The organism is Flavobacterium sp. H122, from assembly GCF_004959765.1.
Taxonomy (GTDB): Bacteria; Bacteroidota; Bacteroidia; order Flavobacteriales; family Flavobacteriaceae; genus Flavobacterium.
Genome location: NZ_SJZD01000007.1, coordinates 100,422 through 119,504, shown reverse-complemented (window position 1 = coordinate 119,504; position 19,083 = coordinate 100,422). Strand labels below are relative to the sequence as shown.

The following is a 19,083-nucleotide window of genomic DNA, read 5'->3' as shown; positions in this document are numbered from 1 at the left end:
TCGGTTGTATTAGAATTTATACCCTACAGATAATGCAAGTACGTTACTTTTAGAGTCAAAATCGTTCTCGTCTACAATGTTGCTCATACCGATTGAATATCTTAAAGAGCCAAAAAGGTTATCAGTAAAATTATAACCTGCACCAAGATTTAATGAAATTGCAGTAGATTTTGAATCATCTTTGAAATCAACTACAGTTTCACCGTCAAAAGTAGCTTCAGCTTTTGTTAAAAAGCCTATCTGAGGTCCAGCTTCAATACTAAGTTTTTCAGTTGCGTAAAATTTAGCCATTACGGGTAAATTTATATAGTGTAAATCCCAAATTAATTTTTCTGATTCACCGTCAACATCTTGTTTGCCTCCTTCAACAGAATATAGTAATTCAGGTTGAATAGCAAACTTGTCGTTTAATTTAATTTCAGCAAAGCCACCAACATGAAATGAAGGTCTCATTTTCATATCAGAATCAACAAAAGCATCTTCGATGTCACCTGAAAGATTTCCTAAGTTTAAACCAGCTTTAACCCCAAATTTAGTTTCCTGTGCATTAGCGAAGCCAAATGTAAATACAGCTGCTGCAGTTAATAATAGTTTTTTCATGTTACAATTTGATTTTTAAAAATTCATGCTAATTTATAGAATTTTAAGTTAGGCATTTGTGTTGGGCTGAAAAGTTTTTAACAATTTATATTTGTTAAAATTTTAAAATTGCAATAATTGTAGGTTTTTGATGTTTTTTATAAAAAAAGAGAGAGCTTCCGTTAAGAAGCTCTCTCTTTTGTAAGTTGATAATATTAGAATTTATATCCTACAGATAAAGAGAAAACATTGTTTTTAACATCTACATCATCTGCATCAACAACTTGTGATAAACCTAAGTTGTATCTTAAACCTGCTGAAATGTTGTCAGTAAAATTATATCCAAGACCTAAATTTACACCAAAATCAGTTGATTTTAACTCATCTTTGATGTCTATATCATCACCAGAATCTGGTTTAGCTTTTGCAGATACTAAGAATCCTACTTGAGGACCAGCTTCAACACTGAACTTTTCTGTAGCGTAGAATTTAGCCATTACAGGGATGTTGATATAATCAACATTGTAAGTTCCACCGTCAGCTTTTCCTCCTTGAGCAGAGTATAATAACTCAGGTTGTAAAGCAAATTTGTCGTTTAATTTGATTTCAGCGAAACCACCTACATGGAATCCAACTTTAGAATCTATACCGTCAGCATCATCTCCTGACCAGTCAGCTAAGTTTAAACCGGCTTTAACCCCGAATTTAGTTTCTTGTGCATTAGCAAAACTAAAAGCAAATACAGCTGCAACAGTTAATAATAATTTTTTCATAGTTAGTTTTAATTTTAAAATTATGATGTGAAGTTATTGAAAAAAAAAAAATCATGAATAATACGGTAAATAAAGTTATTAACAATTTTATTGGTGTTAATTTTCAGTGTGTTATGTTTTTTAATTTGTTTTTCTAACTAATTTTAGGGATGTTTTTCTAACCTAATTTAGTGATGTAGTTTAGTTTTGTTTTTTCTCAAAAATGCCGCGTTTTCTTTGAAAGAAATATTTTTGGCACTATTTTCGTTTAATAATGTAGAAAAATGATGTTATGAAAAAAGCAATTTTAATGATTATGTTTTTACTTTCGGTACAGTATGGAGTAAATGCACAAATAATGAAATTAGGTTTAAAAGCCGGAGTAAATTATGCCAATTTTAAGAGCAGTGAGCTCCAGACAGATGCCTTGACGAGTTACCACGCTGGTTTAGTGGTTAATTTGAAATTAGCAGAAAAATTCAGCATTCAGCCTGAGATTCTGTATTCCACGCAGGGAGCAAGCTATAAAAATGTGGTTGATGAGGTTAAAGCTGAATTAGGCTATATTTCTGTTCCTGTAATGGTTAAAGTAGGATTGGGTAAATCATTGTCTTTGGATCTTGGTCCTCAGTTTTCCTGGCTGGCTTCTAAAAACGTTGATGCCAATACTGATGTGGAGGAGCTCGATTTTGGTGCGGCAGGCGGTCTAAGCTTAAAACTGACTCAAAAGCTTTTTCTGCAGGGGAGATATGTCTTGGGTCTTTCGGAAATCGGTAAGAATGCCGATATTAAAAACTCTGTTGGTCAATTGTCAATAGGGTATATGTTCTGATTTATTTTTAAAACCTTCTATAAAACCATTTCATTTAGGAATGGTTTTTTTATTTTTACGAAAAATAGTTTATGAAAATTCTTATAATTAACGGACCCAATCTTAACTTGTTAGGTAAAAGAGAACCGGAAATTTATGGTAATCTGAATTTTGAAGATTTTTTTAAAAATCTTCAAACCAAGTATCCTGAAATTGATTTAGAATATTACCAAAGCAATATTGAAGGGGAGATTATCAGTAAACTGCAGGAAGCTGGTTTTGATTATAACGGAATTATTCTCAATGCAGGAGCCTACACACATACATCTATAGGTATTGGCGACTGTATAAAAGCTATTGTAACTCCTGTTGTTGAAGTTCATATTTCAAACACATTTTCAAGAGAAACTTTCAGACATCAGTCTTATATTTCACCCAATGCTAAAGGAATAATTATTGGTTTTGGTTTACAAAGCTATGATTTGGCAATTCAGTCTTTTTTATAAAAGCAACCATTTATTGTAAAATTCCGTCTTTATAGAAAAGCCAAAATGAAAAACTTCTTTTTCCTTGCATTTTTGTTGGTTTCAACCGCTTCAAATGCTCAAATTAAAGGTCTTGTGACCGATGAAAACAACAATCCGCTTCCTTTAGTTAGTGTTTTGGTGGATAAAACCTATAATGGGACAACAACTAATGAAAAGGGAGTTTATGAATTAAATGTAAAGAAAAACGGAAAGTATGCTATAGTTTTTCAGTTTTTGGGCTTTAAGACGAAAAGAGTTGATGTTACTGTTGAAAGCCTTCCGTATCATCTGGATGTGAAATTAGCTGAAGAGAAATATGTTTTAAAAGAAGTTGTAGTCAATAATCAGGAAGATCCTGCTGTTCAGATAATAAAGAATGCGATTACGGCTAAAAAACAGAATACTGTCCGAACAGCAGCGTATAAAGCTGATTTTTATTCGAAAGGATTAATGCGTATTAAAGATGCTCCAAAAAAAATACTCGGTCAGGAAATAGGTGATTTTGACGGAGCTCTGGATTCAACCCGAACGGGGATTTTGTATTTGTCCGAAACAGTTTCCAGACTTAGTTTTCAAAAACCGGATAAAATGAAAGAAACCATTCTGGCTTCTAAAGTTGCTGGTAAAAACAATGGTTTTAGTTTTAACAATGCCGCCAGTGTCGAATTTGATTTTTATGAAAATTATCTGCCATTTCAAATTAATGTAATTTCTCCAATAAGTGATAACGCATTTTCATATTATAAATTTAAAATTGACGGAACTTTTTATACAGAAGACAAGCAGCAGATAAATAAAATTAGAGTAATACCTCGCCGTGATACCGAACCTGTGGTTGAGGGCTATATCTATGTAGTGGAGGATTCGTGGGCTGTTTATGCAGTTGATGTAAATATAAAAGGTTACAGGATGCAAACGCCGGCACTTGATAATTTGATTTTAAAACAAAGTTTCAGTTACAATCAAAATGACAGAATCTGGGTGAAAAATACTCAGAGCCTGGATTTTACTGCCGGTATATTGGGAATAAATCTTTCCGGAAGATTTACCTACGTATACAGTAATTTTGAATTTGAACCTGCTTTTGATAAAAAAACATTTACCCGTGAAGTACTTGCCTTTGAGAAAGATTCCAATAAAAAAGATAATGATTTTTGGAATACCATCAGGCCGGTTCCGTTAACTTTCGAAGAAAGCAGTGATTATGTTAAAAAGGATAGTATTCAGACTTTAAGGCAGTCAAAAAAATATCTCGATTCTATCGATAGAAAGAGTAACAGATTTTCTCCTCTCAGTATGGTTTCGGGTTACAATTATAAAAATTCATACAAAGATTGGTCGTTGAATTACAAAGGCTTTCTGACCAGCCTTCGGTTCAATACAGTGCAGGGGTATGCTTTGAGTACCGGATTAAATTATTTGAAAAATAATAAAGAAAACAGAACCTATACTTCTGTCGGTCTTGTTCTGAATTACGGATTAGAAGAAGAAAAATTCAGAGTTAAGGGAGAATTTTCCAGAAAGTTTAATAATGTGACCAATGCATTACTGCGCTTTTCCGGAGGAAGAGATATTGTTCAGTTCAATTCGAATAATCCTATTTCCAGTTTTGTGAATTCGGTCAGCACCCTGTTTTTTAAAAATAATTTCATGAAGCTTTATGATAGGAGTTTTATTAATTTAGGCTACAGTCAGGAAGTGCTGAATGGCTTTTCGGTGAATACGAACTTTGAATATTCAGAAAGAAAACCGCTTTTTAACGGTACTGATTACACAATTGTTAAAAAGAGCAAGAGGTACACTTCAAATAATCCCTTGTTTCCGTATGATTATGAAAATCCTGTTATGGTTAAGCATAATCTGATAAAGGCAGGTATAACCGGTAAAATAAATTTTGCGCAGGAATACTGGTCCAGACCTGACGGCAAATTTAATTTGTCAGATAATAAATACCCTACAGTCTATCTTACTTACGAAAAAGGCTTGGCAGGAAATAAATCACAATATAACTTTGACTATGCAGCCATGAGAGTTTCCCATGATTTATTGCTGGGTAATAAAGGTAATCTGGGAATAAATATAACAGCTGGAAAGTTTTTTAATGCTGATGGTATCTCATTTGCAGATTATAAGCATTTTAACGGAAACCAAACCCATATAGGGCAGTCCGACAGGTATCTGAATGTGTTTAATCTGATGCCGTATTATAAATACAGTACCAATGATTCTTTTTTTGAAGCACATACAGAGTATGATGATAAAGGATTTATAATTAACAAAATACCACTTTTGAATTTGTTGAAGACCAACTTGATTTTGGGCTGGCACAATTTATCTGTCCCGGATAGGAAACCCTATTCGGAAATTTCTGTTGGTTTGGATAATCTGGGGTTTGGGAAATTTAAAGTTTTCAGATTCGACTATGTCCGTTCGTACCAAAATGGTTTTGCAGCAGATGGAATTGTTTTTGGATTAAAAATACTGAACGCTTTAGATTAATTTTTAAAGAAAATATCATAGCTCAGCCGTATCAGCGTTCCAATAACAACTATCAGGAAGAATACCCTGATAAAACCGTTTCCTTTTTTAATGGCTAATTTAGCGCCCAGCCATCCGCCTAAGCCGTTGCAGAAAGCCATAGGAATTGCAATCAGCCAAATGATTTTTCCTTTAAAAATGAATAGGGTAATTGAACCTATGTTTGATGCTAAATTCACTAATTTGGCATTCGCAGAAGCGTGCAGAAAATCCAGGCCAAGAATTGAGATAAAAGCTAAAATTAAAAAACTTCCGGTTCCCGGGCCTATGAAACCATCATAAAAGCCAATTAAAGAACTGATGATAATTCCAAGAAAAATTGATTTTTTTGCTGAATATTCTTTTGGGGTGTGATTTCCGAAATCTTTTTTTATAAATGTATAAACAGCAACAAGTACTAAAACCACAAAAAGCAAAGGCTTCATAAAATCGTTGCTTACAATTGTAACGAAATAGGACCCTGTAAAAGCAGTAATACAGGCAAAAAAGGCCATAATCAAAAGTAGTTTCCAATTCATGTCAACCTTTTTTAAGTATTGGATAGAAGCAACGCCGGTTCCTGTAAATCCCGGAATTTTCAAAGATCCTAATAATGAGGAAACAGCATGATTTGGGAGTAATAGTAAAGCAACCGGAGTTTGTATCAATCCACCACCACCGGCTATTGCATCAATAAATCCAGCTAAAAAGGAAGCAATGCAAAGTAAAAGTATGATGTAGGTTTCCATTTTTAAGTTCTCAGTCTCAGTTTTCAGTCACAATAAAACTGTTTACTGTGACTGAGTACTGAAAACTAAATTTACGCTCTCACAATATTGGCACCTAACGATCTTAAACGCTCATCGATACGCTCATAACCTCTGTCTATTTGTTCTATGTTTTGAATTGTACTGGTTCCTTTTGCTGTTAAAGCGGCAATCAGTAATGAAATACCCGCTCTGATATCTGGTGAACTCATTGTAGTGGCTTTTAATTGTGATTGGAAGTTATGTCCCATAACCACTGCTCTATGTGGGTCACAAAGCATGATTTTAGCTCCCATGTCAATTAATTTATCCACAAAGAATAAACGGCTTTCAAACATTTTTTGATGAATTAAAACGTCTCCTTTTGCCTGTGTAGCGACTACCAACACAATACTTAACAAGTCTGGAGTGAAGCCAGGCCAAGGTGAATCAGCAACAGTCAAAATAGAACCGTCAATGTCTGTTTTAATTTCGTAACCGTCTTTGTGTGCAGGGATGTAAATATCATCTCCTTTTTTCTCTAAGGTAATTCCTAATTTCCGGAATACATTAGGTATAACTCCAAGATTTTCCCAACTAACATCTTTAATGGTGATTTCACTTCTTGTCATAGCGGCAAGACCAATCCATGAGCCAATTTCAATCATATCCGGTAAAATACGGTGCTCACAGCCTCCAAGTTTTTCAACTCCTTCAATAGTTAAAAGGTTAGAGCCTATTCCGGTAATTTTAGCTCCCATTGAATTCAGCATTTTACAAAGTTGTTGTAAATAGGGTTCACATGCAGCATTGTATATAGTAGTTGTGCCTTCAGCTAAAACCGCAGCCATAACAATATTTGCAGTACCGGTAACCGAAGCTTCGTCAAGCAACATATATGTTCCCTGTAACCTTCCTTCTATTTCCACACCGTAAAAATGGTCTGCTCTTTCATATCTGAATTTTGCGCCAAGATTAATAAAGCCTTCAAAGTGAGTGTCTAAACGGCGTCGGCCAATTTTATCTCCACCTGGTTTAGGGATGTATCCACAGCCAAAACGTGCTAAAAGAGGTCCTACAATCATGATAGATCCTCTTAAGCTTCCGCCTTCTTTTTTGAAAGCTTCTGTTTTCAGGTAATCAATGTTTACATCGTCAGCTTGGAAAGTGTAGTCTCCAGGGCCGTTTTTTTGTATTTTTACACCTAAATTTCCTAGAAGTACAATCAGTTTGTTTACATCAATAATATCTGGAATATTAGTAATTCTAACTTTTTCAGAAGTTAATAAAACAGGGCAAAGTACTTGTAATGCTTCATTTTTTGCTCCTTGAGGCTGTACATTCCCTTTTAGTGGTTTTCCTCCTTCAATTTTAAATGTTCCCATTTTGAGTTATGAGTTATAAGTTATGAGCTTTTGACTCTTAATTATTTTTTTTGAATGGTTTTTTCGGTCCGCTTTTTAAATTCTGATTTTTATGCTTGCTCATGCTGTTAATTTGCATCTTGTTTGATGTACGCTTGTTGGTACGCATTAAATCATGAGTATTTGAAAGTTCTTCGGTTGAAGCCGTTAAATTGATTTTACCGTCAGAAAGCTCATACAAATGTTCAAATATAACGGCATCGGTTACGGTATCTTTGTTCCAGCTCAAATAACACTTTTTCATGTGGTTTGCAATCACACGTATCAAGGCATTTTTTAAATCACCGTCTTCCCATTCCAATGCCTTTGCAATCATATAGGTGATATTGTTGCCGTAAAAGCGGTATTTTGGGAAATTCTGAGGGTAAGGAAGCGGAGCGGGTTTTAAATGTAAAACTTCTTTGGTAGGGATTGGATAAGGAGAATCCACATCTAATTGGAAATTTGACATAATAAATAGTTGATCCCAAAGTTTGTGCTGAAAATCAGGAACATCACGCAAATGAGGATTCATACTTCCCATTACAGAAATAATGTATTTCGCTAATTTGTTTTTTTCTTCTCTGTTTTCAAGAGCAACAGCCTGATCAATTAATTTATGTAAATGACGGCCATATTCTGGAATGATTAATGATTTCCTTTCAGAATTATATTCTAAATTTTGAACCGCATTCTGAGCTAGTTCTGTTTTGATTTTTGTAACCATTTATAAAGAAATTATGCCTTCAATAGTTGAAACTTCCTGGTATTTTGTTATGATTGCCTCTGCACTTGGCATAACAACATCTACAGATATACTTGTGAACTTGCCGTTTTTTGACTGGCGGGTATCAATTACCGCACCCATACAGTCAAATGCTTTTTCAACAGTGGCAATTTTTTCGGTATCAGTAGGGACTATAAATTTATATAAATATTTTGAAGGCCAAACTTTATTTACACTATTTAGTTCTTCTTTCAGGCGAATGTAAAATTCGGTTGTTTTTTTATCCATCATCTGCATTAAAATAAACGCAAATATAGTGTTTTTAATTTTTTTGGTTACAACTTATAAAAGCATTTCAAACTGGAAATGCAAATCATTTTTATAAACCAATTTCTTTATTTAAGTTTGCACCTTGAAATTCAGGCTTTGAAAAAGGAAATAATTATCATTACAGGTGGTCCGGGAACAGGGAAAACCACTATCATTGAAAAATTAATAGAAAAAGGATATGCATGTTATCCTGAAATTTCACGCGAAGTAACTTTAGAGGCAAAAAGACAAGGGATTGATCAGTTGTTTTTAACTGAGCCTTTGCTGTTTAGTCAGATGTTGCTTGACGGAAGATTAAAACAATTTCACAACGCACTTCAGGAAGAGTGTTCCCGTATATTTATAGACCGCGGTTTGCCCGATGTTTTAGCCTATATGGATTATATAGGAGATGATTATCCGGAGCATTTTGATGTGCATTGTATTGAAACCAGATATGATTCGGTATTTGTATTGCCGCCTTGGGAAGAAATTTATGTAAGTGACGAGGCACGCTATGAAAATTTTGAGCAGGCTAAAGTTATTTACGAACACTTAAAACTTACGTATAAAAAATACGGTTACAATTTAATCGAAGTCCCTATTGGAACTGTTGAAGACCGTGTTGATTTTATTTTTGGCCATTTAAAGTAAAATTTGTTTAAAAAAGGAAAGTTTTTAACTTTATCCTTTAAACTGTCGCAATTGCAAAAAGCACTCGAAATTCTTAGAAAATATTGGGGTTATGATTCTTTCAGACCAGTTCAGGAAGATATCATAAAAGAAGTTATCAATGGAAATGATACTTTTGGTTTGATGCCAACCGGCGGAGGTAAATCACTGTGCTTTCAGGTTCCGGCTATGCTTAAAGATGGAATCTGTTTGGTTGTTTCACCTCTTGTGGCGCTCATGAAAGATCAGGTAGCCCAACTTCAAAAAAGAGATATAAAGGCAATTGCTTTAACGGGAGGGATTCATGCTGATGAGTTAATTCAGTTGTTGGATAATTGCCAATACGGAAATTATAAATTTTTGTATGTTTCTCCGGAACGATTAGAGCAGGACTGGGTTTTAGAACGGATTAAAGGTTTAAATATTTCAATTGTTGCAATTGACGAAGCGCATTGTGTGTCGCAATGGGGGCATGATTTCAGACCTTCTTATCTGAAGATTGCCAAGCTGAAGGAAATCTTTATCAAAGTACCTTTTATTGCTTTAACGGCATCAGCTACGCCGGAAGTACAGCAGGATATTGTTGCGCTGTTAGGATTAACCAATCCTAAAATTTATAAAAAATCATTTGCCAGAGAGAATTTAGGATATCATATTATTAAAGCTGAAGATAAACTCTATAAAATCAAACAAATTCTTTCTAAAAATCCGGAGCCAGGCATTATTTATGTCAGAAACAGGAAATCCTGTCATGACTATGCTTCGCAGTTAAATGCGCTTGGTTTTAAGGTAACCTATTATCATGGTGGACTTCCGCATAAAGAAAAAGAAAGTCAGATGCAGTCATGGATGACTGAAAAGACACCCATTATGGTTGCTACCAGTGCTTTTGGAATGGGTATTGATAAACCAAATGTTAAAACGGTCATTCATGTAAATTTGCCTGAAAATCTTGAAAGTTATTATCAGGAAGCTGGCAGGGCAGGACGTGACGGTCAAAAGGCTTTTGCTATTTTAATAACTTCTCCTTCTGATATTATTCAGGCCGAAAATCAATTTATTTCTGTCTTGCCTGATGTTGCTTTTTTGAAAGAAGTATATGTTAAGCTTTGCAATTATTTTCAAATTCCTTATGGCGAAGGGATTAATGATGAGTTTTCGTTTAGTTTAAATCAGTTTTGTGCGAAATATAACTTACCTATCTTAAAAGTCTTTAACTCATTACAGTTTTTAGACCGGCAGGCAATAATATCATTATCCAATGAGCAATCTGAAAAAGTACAGCTTCAATTTATAATTGAGTCCAGAGAAGTTATCCGTTATATTAGTCTGAACCCTGATGATGAATCAGTAATTACTTCAATTTTAAGAAATTATCCTGGTGTTTTTGATATGCAGACCAATATCAACACCGTTTTTATTGCTAAAAATGCCAATACTTCTGAAGCCAAAGTGATAACTTTGCTTGAAAAATTACAAGAAAGAGGAATTGTAGATTTGCTTTTAATTCAAAACGAGTCAAAAATCACTTTTCTTGAAGTCCGTGAGGATGATAGAACCATAAACAGAGTTGCAAAATATCTCGAAAAACAAAATCTGAATAAAAAAAATCAACTGGCTTCTGTAGTAACTTATGTTTCCGATGAACTGCAATGCAAGAGCAGGCTTTTGCTGACTTATTTTGGTGAGATTGTGCATAAGGACTGCGGGATTTGTTCCTATTGTTTGAATAAGAAGCCAAAAGAAATTAATAGAGAGCAGATTGTAACTCAAATTTTATCTTTATTAAAAGAAATGCCCAGAAGTTCCAGGGAATTAGCTGAAGTGATAGAAATAGAAGAAAATCAGTTGCTGTTGGTTTTGAAACAGCTTCTGGAATATGATGCCATTTCAATAAATACAAAAAATCAATTTACACTTATATAATGAAGCCATTACGAATAGTTTTTATGGGTACCCCCGAATTTGCAGTCGGGATTTTAGATGCTATCATTAACGAAAATAAATATGAAGTTGCAGGAGTAATAACAGCTCCTGACAAACCTGCCGGACGCGGGCAAAAAATAAAATATTCAGCGGTAAAAGAATATGCGCTTGAAAAAGGACTTCGTTTATTGCAGCCAACAAATCTTAAAAATGAAGATTTTCTAAACGAATTATGTTCGTTAAATGCTAATTTACAGGTTGTGGTGGCTTTCAGGATGCTGCCGGCAGTGGTGTGGCAAATGCCGGAGTTGGGAACTTTTAATCTTCATGCTTCACTTTTACCGAATTACAGGGGTGCAGCTCCTATTAACTGGGCGATAATTAACGGAGAAACCAAAACAGGGGTGACTACTTTCTTCATTGATGACAAGATTGATACCGGGGCTATGATTCTGAATAAGGAAATTGAAATAACGCCAACTGAATCAGCCGGCGAATTGCATGATAAACTAATGCATTTGGGTTGTGAGGCAGTTGTTGAAACGCTTGAATTGATTTCAGGCGGAAAAGTGCATACGACCATTCAAAATGATACTCCCGAGATTAAAACGGCTTATAAACTGGATAGAGAAAATTGTAAAATTGATTTTTCCAAAGATATCGACACAATTTACAACCTTATACGTGGTTTATCTCCTTATCCGTCAGCTTATTGTAATTTCAAAGATGGAGATAATGAGTGGAATGTGAAGATTTATGAGGCTGAAAAAGTAGAAGAGCTGCACAATATATCTGCAGGTACAGTCGTTACAGCAAAAAAGGAAATTAAAATTGCAGTTTTAGGAGGTTTTTTGGTTTTAAAATCACTTCAGTTTCCCGGAAAGAAACGTATGACGACACAGGAATTGCTTAACGGGATGAGTTTTTCCGAGCAAACAAAGGCTTTTTGAGATGAGTTTTATTATCAATTTGTTATAAAAACATATTGTTATCAACAAAAATGTTAAGTTATTAACAAAATAATCAAAAAATGCCGTAACCCGTTGTGTGGTAAGGAAATCCTGCTAAATTTGTAAAGCTAAGTATTATTATTAACCAATCATTAATAACTAATTATTATGAACAAATCAGATTTAATCGATGCTATTGCTGCTGATGCAGGAATTACAAAAGCAGCTGCAAAAGCAGCTTTAGAATCATTTCTAAGCAATGTTGAAGGAACTTTGCAAAAAGGAGGAAGAGTTTCTCTAGTTGGTTTCGGTTCTTGGTCAGTTTCTAAAAGAGCTGCAAGAGAAGGAAGAAACCCTCAAACAGGTAAAACTATCAAAATTGCTGCTAAAAATGTAGTTAAATTCAAAGCAGGTGCTGAATTAGAAGGTTCAGTAAACAAATAATAAATGAAACACAAAAAAAGCCACGCAATGCGTGGCTTTTTTTATGCAATTCACCGATTTAATTTGGAAACAAAGTAATTATTTTGTTAAATTTATTAGAAAATCGATGAGTTATGATATCTGTAAAACCAAGAAAAGGAAATTTGTTAGTGGCAGAGCCTTCAATAACAGGAGATTTATCTTTTAATAGATCTGTAGTTTTACTTGCAGATCATAATGATGAAGGGTCGGTGGGATTTATACTGAATAAGCCATTACGTTATACAATCCATGATTTAATACCTGAAATCGCGGCCTCGTTTAAAATCTATAACGGAGGGCCAATAGAACAGGATAATTTATACTTTATTCATAACATACCTCAGTTAATATCCGGCAGTATAGAAATAGCTACAGGGATTTATTGGGGGGGCGATTTTGAGCAGACAAAAAGCCTTATCAATGAGGGGAAAGTAAGCCGTAATAATATACGCTTTTTCTTAGGCTATTCGGGTTGGGATGCGGAGCAACTGCAAAACGAATTGGATTCCCATTCCTGGATTATTTCTGAAAATGAACTACAGAATAAAATCATAGGAAAGTCGCCGTCAGATTTCTGGCGCGAAAAAATCATTGAGCAGGGAGGTGAATACCTGATTTGGTCAAATGCACCTGAAAATCCTATTTACAATTAACCTAGTCTGATTTTTGTATTTAGTTTCAATGTCAGGACTTCTGAAATATTTGTTTGAAATTCTTTTTTACGGTATTTTGTTATGGGTTGAATTCCAGTTATCACATTTGTGATGAAAAGTTCGTCGGCCTTTTGTAAGTCAAAAGGAGATACAGGGGCTTCTATAACTTGAATTCCTTCAACTGTTTTGGCAAGTGCAAGAACTTGTTTTCTCATAATGCCGTTTAGACAGCCTTCAGAAATTGGTGGAGTGGATAAAATATTGTCTTTAAGCATGAAAATATTTCCGTTCAATGCTTCTGCTATATTTTTGTCGTTATTAAGCAACAGACAGTTGTTTAATCCGTTTTCTTTGGCATAAATACTTCCTATGATGTTGAGGTTTTTGTTTGTGCTTTTAATTGTGGATAAAAGCTGTTTGGTAATCACAAAGTCTTTGTAAATATCAACTTCGTAAGTTTTTGGCTCGATTTTGTACAAAGGTTCCTCAATTTTTGAAACAGAAATGATATAATCAACTTCATTTGTTTCCGGTTGGTATAAACCGCCGTCTTTCCTGAAAACTGTTAGTCTGGCTCTTGCTGATTTTTCCAGACTTTGATTTTGAACTGCGGTTAAAATTTCGCTTTCAAAAAATTCCAAGGTGAAATTCATTGGAATTTCCATGCGTAAAATACGCATAGAAGCCATTAGTCTGAAGTAGTGGTCTTCGGAAAAAAGAATTTTATTGTCAATAATTTTTACTGTTTCGAAAACAGCATCGCCAAATAGGAAGCCTCTGTTAGTTTGTAAGGAAGAACTTTGCATAAAATAAAACCCCGTCCTGTTTTTAGAACAGGACGGGGCAAAGATAAGTTTTTTATTATGTTTTAAACAGAACCTATTACATGTTTTAAATCGGAAATTTGATTTTCCCATAACATTTTTGCTTCGTCTAAATCTTCATGTTCTGCAAAATCAACCACCATTAACGACACGTCTTTTGTAATATCATCTTCCAGTATTCTTAATTCAAAATAGTATTCAGTGTCTTTATTTTCAGAATCCACCCATTTGAATTTGATCTTTTCACCTGTTTTTTTAGAGAAAAGACGTGCCTTCTCTTCAGAATCGTCCCATTTGAAAGTGAAAAATTCACCACGGGAATTTACATTGTCAGCAAACCATTCCTGTAAACCGGATGGAGTGGAAATGTATTGATATAATAGCTGCGGAGATGAGTGTATAGGGAATTCTAATTCGTATCGTACTTTATTATTCATAAGTAATTTTTTTGGAAATATATAGAATTTAGTTTTAAAAAAAAATATTTTTTTGACATATATTTTTTTGAAAAAAGTTTGCAACCTTTAAAATTAGTTCTATATTTGCACCCGCATTCAGCAAGGATGTGAGACCAATAAATGGCGAGGTAGCTCAGTTGGTTAGAGCGCAGGATTCATAACCCTGAGGTCACGGGTTCAACTCCCGTCTTCGCTACAATTTTAACCCAAAATCTTTAAAATAAGGTTTTGGGTTTTTTAGTATTTGATAATCAATGTTTTGTCTTTTTTTTGTTTCTTTTTAGGGGGGGCTTTTCGTAATTCGATAATCCGTTCGGCGAAGTATTCTTTTCTTTTTGACGATGCTCCGCAAACGTCTCAGACTTCGCAGACCAAAAAATATAACAATACCGCACAACTCTAGCTTTGTTTAAATATAAGTTCTGGAAGAAGGTCTTATTGTCTAGTGCGAAGTCAGAGGCGTCTGTACGGCAATGAGTAGTAAAATTATGGCATAGTATTCGGATAGTAGAGTTTTTAACTCTTTAATTACAGATTGTGCTTCTGTTTTTGAAGATAATTTTTATCTAAAATATCGGGAGATATGTTTTTTATGTCTGAAAATCAAAGTGCTGCGTTTTTTGATTTTATTTTAACAGAGAGATTTCCTTTCATATTTCGGCAAATTTTTATAATATTGTCACTTACCCAATTACTTGATGGAGAAACAAGAGCGATTAAACGTTTACGACGAAGCTTTTTTGAACAGGATTATTTCAAATCAGCCTATAATCATATTTCAGTTTACTGTTGATAAAAACAATGATTTGAGATTTGATTATATGAATGGTCAAATCCAGGAATTCTGTGAGACCGATTTTGAGGAATTTTCAAGTACACCTTGGGAAGTCTTTAAAAGAATCATGCATCCTGATGATAAATCAAGATTTATCAGCTCGGTCCTGCAAAAAATGGAGCATCCGGGTTATTGGGAAATAGAATTCAGGGTTATGCTTCCTGTTGCTGGAAAAAGGTGGTATAAAATTACAGCCAACTCAGAATGTCAGGAAAACGGGAAAACAGCTTTTTTTGGTATTAACTCCAATATTACCAAACAAAAAAAGCTGGAAGAAGAACACCGTATTGCTGAGCTTAGAAGCCAGTTTGCAAATTTAGCTTCAAGTATAGGGGTTTGGGACTGGAATATGGTTACAAATGAAGTGTTTTATTCAGCTCAGTCTTTGAAAATCCTTGAAATTAATGAAGATGACAATGATTTGATTTCTAATCCTGAAAAATGGGATGAATTGGTGCATCCTGATGATAGAGCGGCTTATTTTGGCAATATACAGGAGCATTTTGATGGTAAAATTCCGTATTATGAAACCTATCACCGTGTGCTTTGCAATGGCCGTTATAAATGGATTCTGGACAGAGGAAAGGTTATTCAAAGGGATGAAGAAGGTAAGCCTTTAAGAATTATTGGTACGCATACCGATGTGACTTTTCAAAAAGACAAAGAGCAGAAGCTTCAGGAGACTTTTGATATGGTGAATAACCAAAAAGGGAAACTTTTGAATTTTGCGCATATCGTATCGCATAATCTTAAAAACCATACGGGAAATTTCAGTACACTGCTGACTTTTCATAAAAATGGCTACCTGACTACCGAGGAGGTGATTACGAGTCTGCAGACGGTTTCTGATGATCTTTCAGGGACTATCGAGAATCTGGTGGAGTTGGTCAATGTTCAAGTGGCGGTAAATGAAGAAAAACAATATTTGAATGTAGCCGAATATTTGTCCAAAGTGCTTTTGGTTTTAAATGAAGAAATTCAAAAAAAGGAGGTTAAGGTTGTAAACGATGTGCCTGATGCTTTGCATGTTTCTTTTATTCCTGCTTATTTGGAAAGTGTTATTTTGAATTTATGTACCAATGCCGTCAAATATTCTGATCCTGCTAAACAGGAAAAGAAAATAGAATTCTATCTGGAGCAGACCGATGAATTTTTGAAGTACAATGTGTTGTGTGTAAAAGATAACGGACTTGGTATTGATTTAGTAAAATACAAGGATTCAATTTTTGGATTGTATAAAACATTTCATAAGCATAAAGATTCGACGGGAATTGGGTTGTATATTACCAAAAATCAAATCGAAGCTATGGGAGGTAAGATTGAAGTGGAGAGCGAAGTGGGAGCAGGGACGATATTTAAAATTTATTTTAAAAAATAATCCATACCGGATAATAAAAAAAGCACGCTTTCTAAAAGCGTGCTTTTTTATGAACAAAATTTAATCAGATTATTTTGCAATATTTACAGCTCTCGTTTCACGGATAACTGTGATTTTTACCTGACCCGGATAGGTCATTTCAGTTTGAATTTTGTGTGAAATATCGAAAGATAATTTAGCTGCCATTTCATCGGTAACTTTTTCACTTTCTACAATAACACGTAATTCACGTCCGGCTTGGATTGCATAAGCACTCTTAACACCTCCAAAACCATAAGCGATATCCTCAAGGTCTTTCAAACGTTGAATGTAAGAATCTAAAACCTGACGTCTTGCGCCTGGTCTTGCGCCTGAAATTGCATCACACACCTGGATTACAGGTGAAATTAACGATTTCATTTCAATTTCATCGTGGTGCGCACCTATGGCGTTGCAAACTTCTTCTTTTTCACCATATTTTTCTGCCCACTGCATACCTAACAATGCGTGCGGTAAATCACTTTCAGTTTCAGGAACTTTACCTATATCATGCAGTAAACCGGCTCTTTTGGCAAGTTTTACGTTTAATCCAAGTTCGGCAGCCATGATACCGCAAAGTTTTGCTACTTCTCGCGAGTGCTGCAATAAGTTTTGTCCGTACGAAGAACGGTATTTCATACGTCCCACGATTTTGATTAATTCAGGGTGTAAACCATGAATTCCTAAATCGATAACGGTGCGTTTACCTACTTCAATGATTTCTTCTTCAATTTGCTTTGTGGTTTTAGCAACCACTTCTTCAATACGTGCCGGGTGAATACGTCCGTCAGTTACTAATTTGTGTAATGATAAACGTGCAATTTCACGGCGTACCGGATCAAAACAAGAAAGTATGATTGCTTCAGGGGTGTCGTCAACGATGATTTCAACTCCTGTTGCTGCTTCGATAGCGCGTATGTTACGTCCCTCACGGCCAATGATGCGTCCTTTTACATCGTCAGATTCAATGTTGAATACAGATACACAGTTTTCAACTGCTTCTTCTGTACCTACACGTTGAATAGTGTTGATGATGATTTTCTTAGCTTCCTGTTGCGCGGTTAATTTGGCTTCTTCAATGGTTTCCTGAATGTGGGCCATTGCGTTAGTTTTAGCTTCAGCTTTTAAGCTTTCCACTAATTGATCTTTAGCCTCTTCTGCAGATAAACCTGAAATAGCTTCAAGTTGCTCTACCTGAGAGCGGTGCATCTTTTCTACTTCAGAAGTTTTCTTTTCTAAAGTTTCAAGTTTGTTGCTGTAATCGGCAATTTTAGCTTCAACTTCATCGTTAACTTTTTTAGCTTTAGCCAATTCATTTGAAACCTGTGATTCTTTATCTCTTACTCTTTTTTCAACCTCTGCAACTTTGCGGTCGCGTGCTAAAATGACTTGCTCGTGCTCAGCTTTCAGTTCGATGAATTTTTCTTTAGCCTGCAGGATTTTATCCTTCTTAATGTTTTCAGCCTCCGTGTTTGCATCTTTTAATATTGACGATGCTTCCTTCTTTGCATTTTTTACCAGGTTTGAAACGTTTGTTTTTTCTAAATATTTAGCAATTCCAAATCCTCCGGCAACTCCTACAATTCCTACAATAATTAGTATTAAAATGTCCATAGTTTGTGTTAAGATTTATATATAAAAAAACCTACATTAGAAGAATTGCATAAACTCGTGTAGACAAGTTTTAGGTTAACTCAATGTTCAAGCTTCCCACTTAAAGGCCTGCTATAGTATTGAAGATTCACCTGTTTAAAACGTTAGTGTTGAGTTTATCAAATGATGACTAATGTAGGTAGTATCGTTATTTTATGTTAAGAACGTTCGTTTATTTGTTTTCGAGATAGTCTCCCAATAAATCATTCAATTCCTGAAGTTTCTGTTTTGTCGATTCTTCCAGATTGTTTTTGTCAATTTGTTTTTGCTCTGATTGCGCTGCAAACTGAAGGGCGCACATAGCTAAAACATCCTGTTTGTCACGCACAGCATAATTTTGTTCAAATTGCTTAATCATAGCATCAATTTTCCTGGAGGCACTTCTTAAACCTTCTTCCTGACTTGGGTCTACTGTTAATGGGTAAACGCGGTCGGCAATTGATATTTTGATTTTTAATTTTTCACTCATTTCGCTTTCTAATCAGAAAGTTGGGCTATGCAGTAATCAATTTCTTTGATTAATGAATTTATTTTGAGTTTTGTATCTCTTTTGTATTCGTCACTACCTAAAAGTGAGTTTGTAATTTTTATTGAGTCAAAATCGGCTTTCAGAGTTTTAATTTCGTCGGCCTGTTTTTGAATAATTGCTTCCGAATATTTAAGTTTCAATGTCAATTCATTGTTAGCCTGCTTTAAATTTTCCAATTTATTTACAAGCATTTGAAACCTAACTTCAAGAGAATCAACTATTCCTCTTATTTCACTCATTGCAATAAAAATACATACATCACTTCACAAAGTTAAATTTTAAATTGAATTATAACAACTGCATTGAAAAAAAAAATGATAATTGTTGTTTTTTTGTTACAATTCCTTAAAA

General features: G+C 34.6%; 20 protein-coding genes and 1 tRNA gene. 10 read left to right on the top strand and 11 right to left on the bottom strand.

Annotated elements, in window-relative coordinates; all coding sequences use genetic code 11:
* Positions 1–9: 9 nt before the first annotated feature.
* A complete protein-coding gene (locus tag EZM65_RS11695; RefSeq protein WP_136668744.1) occupies positions 10–600 on the bottom strand; it encodes a porin family protein in 591 nt (196 codons plus the stop codon).
* 194 nt (positions 601–794) lie between these two features.
* On the bottom strand, positions 795–1,352 hold the full coding sequence (locus EZM65_RS11690) for a porin family protein (RefSeq protein ID WP_136668743.1): 558 nt from the start codon (positions 1,350–1,352) through the stop codon (positions 795–797).
* Positions 1,353–1,623: 271 nt separating this feature from the next.
* Between EZM65_RS11690 and EZM65_RS11685 the strand changes: the two genes are divergently transcribed.
* From EZM65_RS11685 to EZM65_RS11675, 3 genes are all read left to right on the top strand, one after another.
* Positions 1,624–2,163, top strand: coding sequence for a porin family protein (locus tag EZM65_RS11685; protein WP_136668742.1), 540 nt, complete (start codon positions 1,624–1,626; stop codon positions 2,161–2,163).
* Positions 2,164–2,234: 71 nt separating this feature from the next.
* A complete protein-coding gene (aroQ, locus tag EZM65_RS11680) occupies positions 2,235–2,648 on the top strand; it encodes a type II 3-dehydroquinate dehydratase (RefSeq protein WP_136668741.1) in 414 nt (137 codons plus the stop codon).
* A gap of 45 nt (positions 2,649–2,693) precedes the next feature.
* Positions 2,694–5,168, top strand: coding sequence for a DUF5686 and carboxypeptidase regulatory-like domain-containing protein (locus EZM65_RS11675; RefSeq protein WP_136668740.1), 2,475 nt, complete (start codon positions 2,694–2,696; stop codon positions 5,166–5,168).
* Here the strand turns inward: EZM65_RS11675 and EZM65_RS11670 are convergent.
* From EZM65_RS11670 to EZM65_RS11655, 4 genes are all read right to left on the bottom strand, one after another.
* Positions 5,165–5,935 (bottom strand): TSUP family transporter, encoded by a 771-nt coding sequence (locus EZM65_RS11670; protein ID WP_136668739.1) that lies wholly within the window; start codon positions 5,933–5,935, stop codon positions 5,165–5,167. The two genes, EZM65_RS11675 and EZM65_RS11670, sit on opposite strands and share 4 nt — an antisense overlap.
* Positions 5,936–6,006: 71 nt before the next feature.
* Positions 6,007–7,317: a UDP-N-acetylglucosamine 1-carboxyvinyltransferase gene (gene murA / locus EZM65_RS11665; RefSeq protein WP_136668738.1), complete on the bottom strand. Its 1,311-nt coding sequence runs from the start codon at positions 7,315–7,317 to the stop codon at positions 6,007–6,009.
* 37 nt (positions 7,318–7,354) lie between these two features.
* A complete protein-coding gene (locus tag EZM65_RS11660) occupies positions 7,355–8,062 on the bottom strand; it encodes a DUF4290 domain-containing protein (protein ID WP_136668737.1) in 708 nt (235 codons plus the stop codon).
* Entirely contained in the window at positions 8,063–8,350 is a 288-nt protein-coding gene (locus tag EZM65_RS11655; protein ID WP_136668825.1) for a DUF493 family protein, read from the bottom strand.
* 138 nt (positions 8,351–8,488) lie between these two features.
* Between EZM65_RS11655 and EZM65_RS11650 the strand changes: the two genes are divergently transcribed.
* The 5 genes from EZM65_RS11650 (at position 8,489) to EZM65_RS11630 (ending at position 13,037) form a co-directional block, all read left to right on the top strand.
* Positions 8,489–9,025 carry an AAA family ATPase gene (locus tag EZM65_RS11650; RefSeq protein WP_136668824.1) on the top strand — a complete coding sequence of 179 codons (537 nt, stop codon included), beginning with the start codon at positions 8,489–8,491 and terminating at the stop codon, positions 9,023–9,025.
* A 51-nt stretch (positions 9,026–9,076) separates the two neighbouring features.
* On the top strand, positions 9,077–10,969 hold the full coding sequence (locus EZM65_RS11645) for an ATP-dependent DNA helicase RecQ (RefSeq protein ID WP_136668736.1): 1,893 nt from the start codon (positions 9,077–9,079) through the stop codon (positions 10,967–10,969).
* Positions 10,969–11,919 (top strand): methionyl-tRNA formyltransferase, encoded by a 951-nt coding sequence (gene fmt, locus EZM65_RS11640; RefSeq protein WP_136668735.1) that lies wholly within the window; start codon positions 10,969–10,971, stop codon positions 11,917–11,919. The genes EZM65_RS11645 and fmt overlap by 1 nt, the downstream gene beginning before the upstream one ends.
* Positions 11,920–12,087: 168 nt before the next feature.
* Positions 12,088–12,363, top strand: coding sequence for an HU family DNA-binding protein (locus tag EZM65_RS11635; RefSeq protein WP_136668734.1), 276 nt, complete (start codon positions 12,088–12,090; stop codon positions 12,361–12,363).
* Positions 12,364–12,476: 113 nt separating this feature from the next.
* A complete protein-coding gene (locus EZM65_RS11630) occupies positions 12,477–13,037 on the top strand; it encodes a YqgE/AlgH family protein (RefSeq protein ID WP_136668733.1) in 561 nt (186 codons plus the stop codon).
* Here the strand turns inward: EZM65_RS11630 and EZM65_RS11625 are convergent.
* Complete coding sequence (locus tag EZM65_RS11625) at positions 13,034–13,843, bottom strand: aminotransferase class IV (RefSeq protein WP_136668732.1); 810 nt, start codon at positions 13,841–13,843, stop codon at positions 13,034–13,036. The genes EZM65_RS11630 and EZM65_RS11625 overlap by 4 nt on opposite strands.
* Positions 13,844–13,905: 62 nt before the next feature.
* Positions 13,906–14,298 carry an START-like domain-containing protein gene (locus tag EZM65_RS11620; RefSeq protein ID WP_136668731.1) on the bottom strand — a complete coding sequence of 131 codons (393 nt, stop codon included), beginning with the start codon at positions 14,296–14,298 and terminating at the stop codon, positions 13,906–13,908.
* A gap of 143 nt (positions 14,299–14,441) precedes the next feature.
* Here EZM65_RS11620 and EZM65_RS11615 point away from each other — a divergent pair.
* Positions 14,442–14,515: transfer RNA gene (locus EZM65_RS11615), tRNA-Met, on the top strand.
* Between the two features lie 502 nt (positions 14,516–15,017).
* A complete protein-coding gene (locus EZM65_RS11610) occupies positions 15,018–16,532 on the top strand; it encodes a PAS domain-containing protein (protein ID WP_136668730.1) in 1,515 nt (504 codons plus the stop codon).
* A 69-nt stretch (positions 16,533–16,601) separates the two neighbouring features.
* Here EZM65_RS11610 and rny read toward each other — a convergent pair whose 3' ends face one another.
* From rny to EZM65_RS11595, 3 genes are all read right to left on the bottom strand, one after another.
* Complete coding sequence (rny, locus tag EZM65_RS11605) at positions 16,602–18,164, bottom strand: ribonuclease Y (RefSeq protein WP_136668729.1); 1,563 nt, start codon at positions 18,162–18,164, stop codon at positions 16,602–16,604.
* A 211-nt stretch (positions 18,165–18,375) separates the two neighbouring features.
* Positions 18,376–18,672 (bottom strand): cell division protein ZapA, encoded by a 297-nt coding sequence (locus tag EZM65_RS11600; RefSeq protein WP_136668728.1) that lies wholly within the window; start codon positions 18,670–18,672, stop codon positions 18,376–18,378.
* An 8-nt stretch (positions 18,673–18,680) separates the two neighbouring features.
* Positions 18,681–18,971 carry a hypothetical protein gene (locus tag EZM65_RS11595; protein ID WP_136668727.1) on the bottom strand — a complete coding sequence of 97 codons (291 nt, stop codon included), beginning with the start codon at positions 18,969–18,971 and terminating at the stop codon, positions 18,681–18,683.
* Positions 18,972–19,083 lie beyond the last annotated feature (112 nt).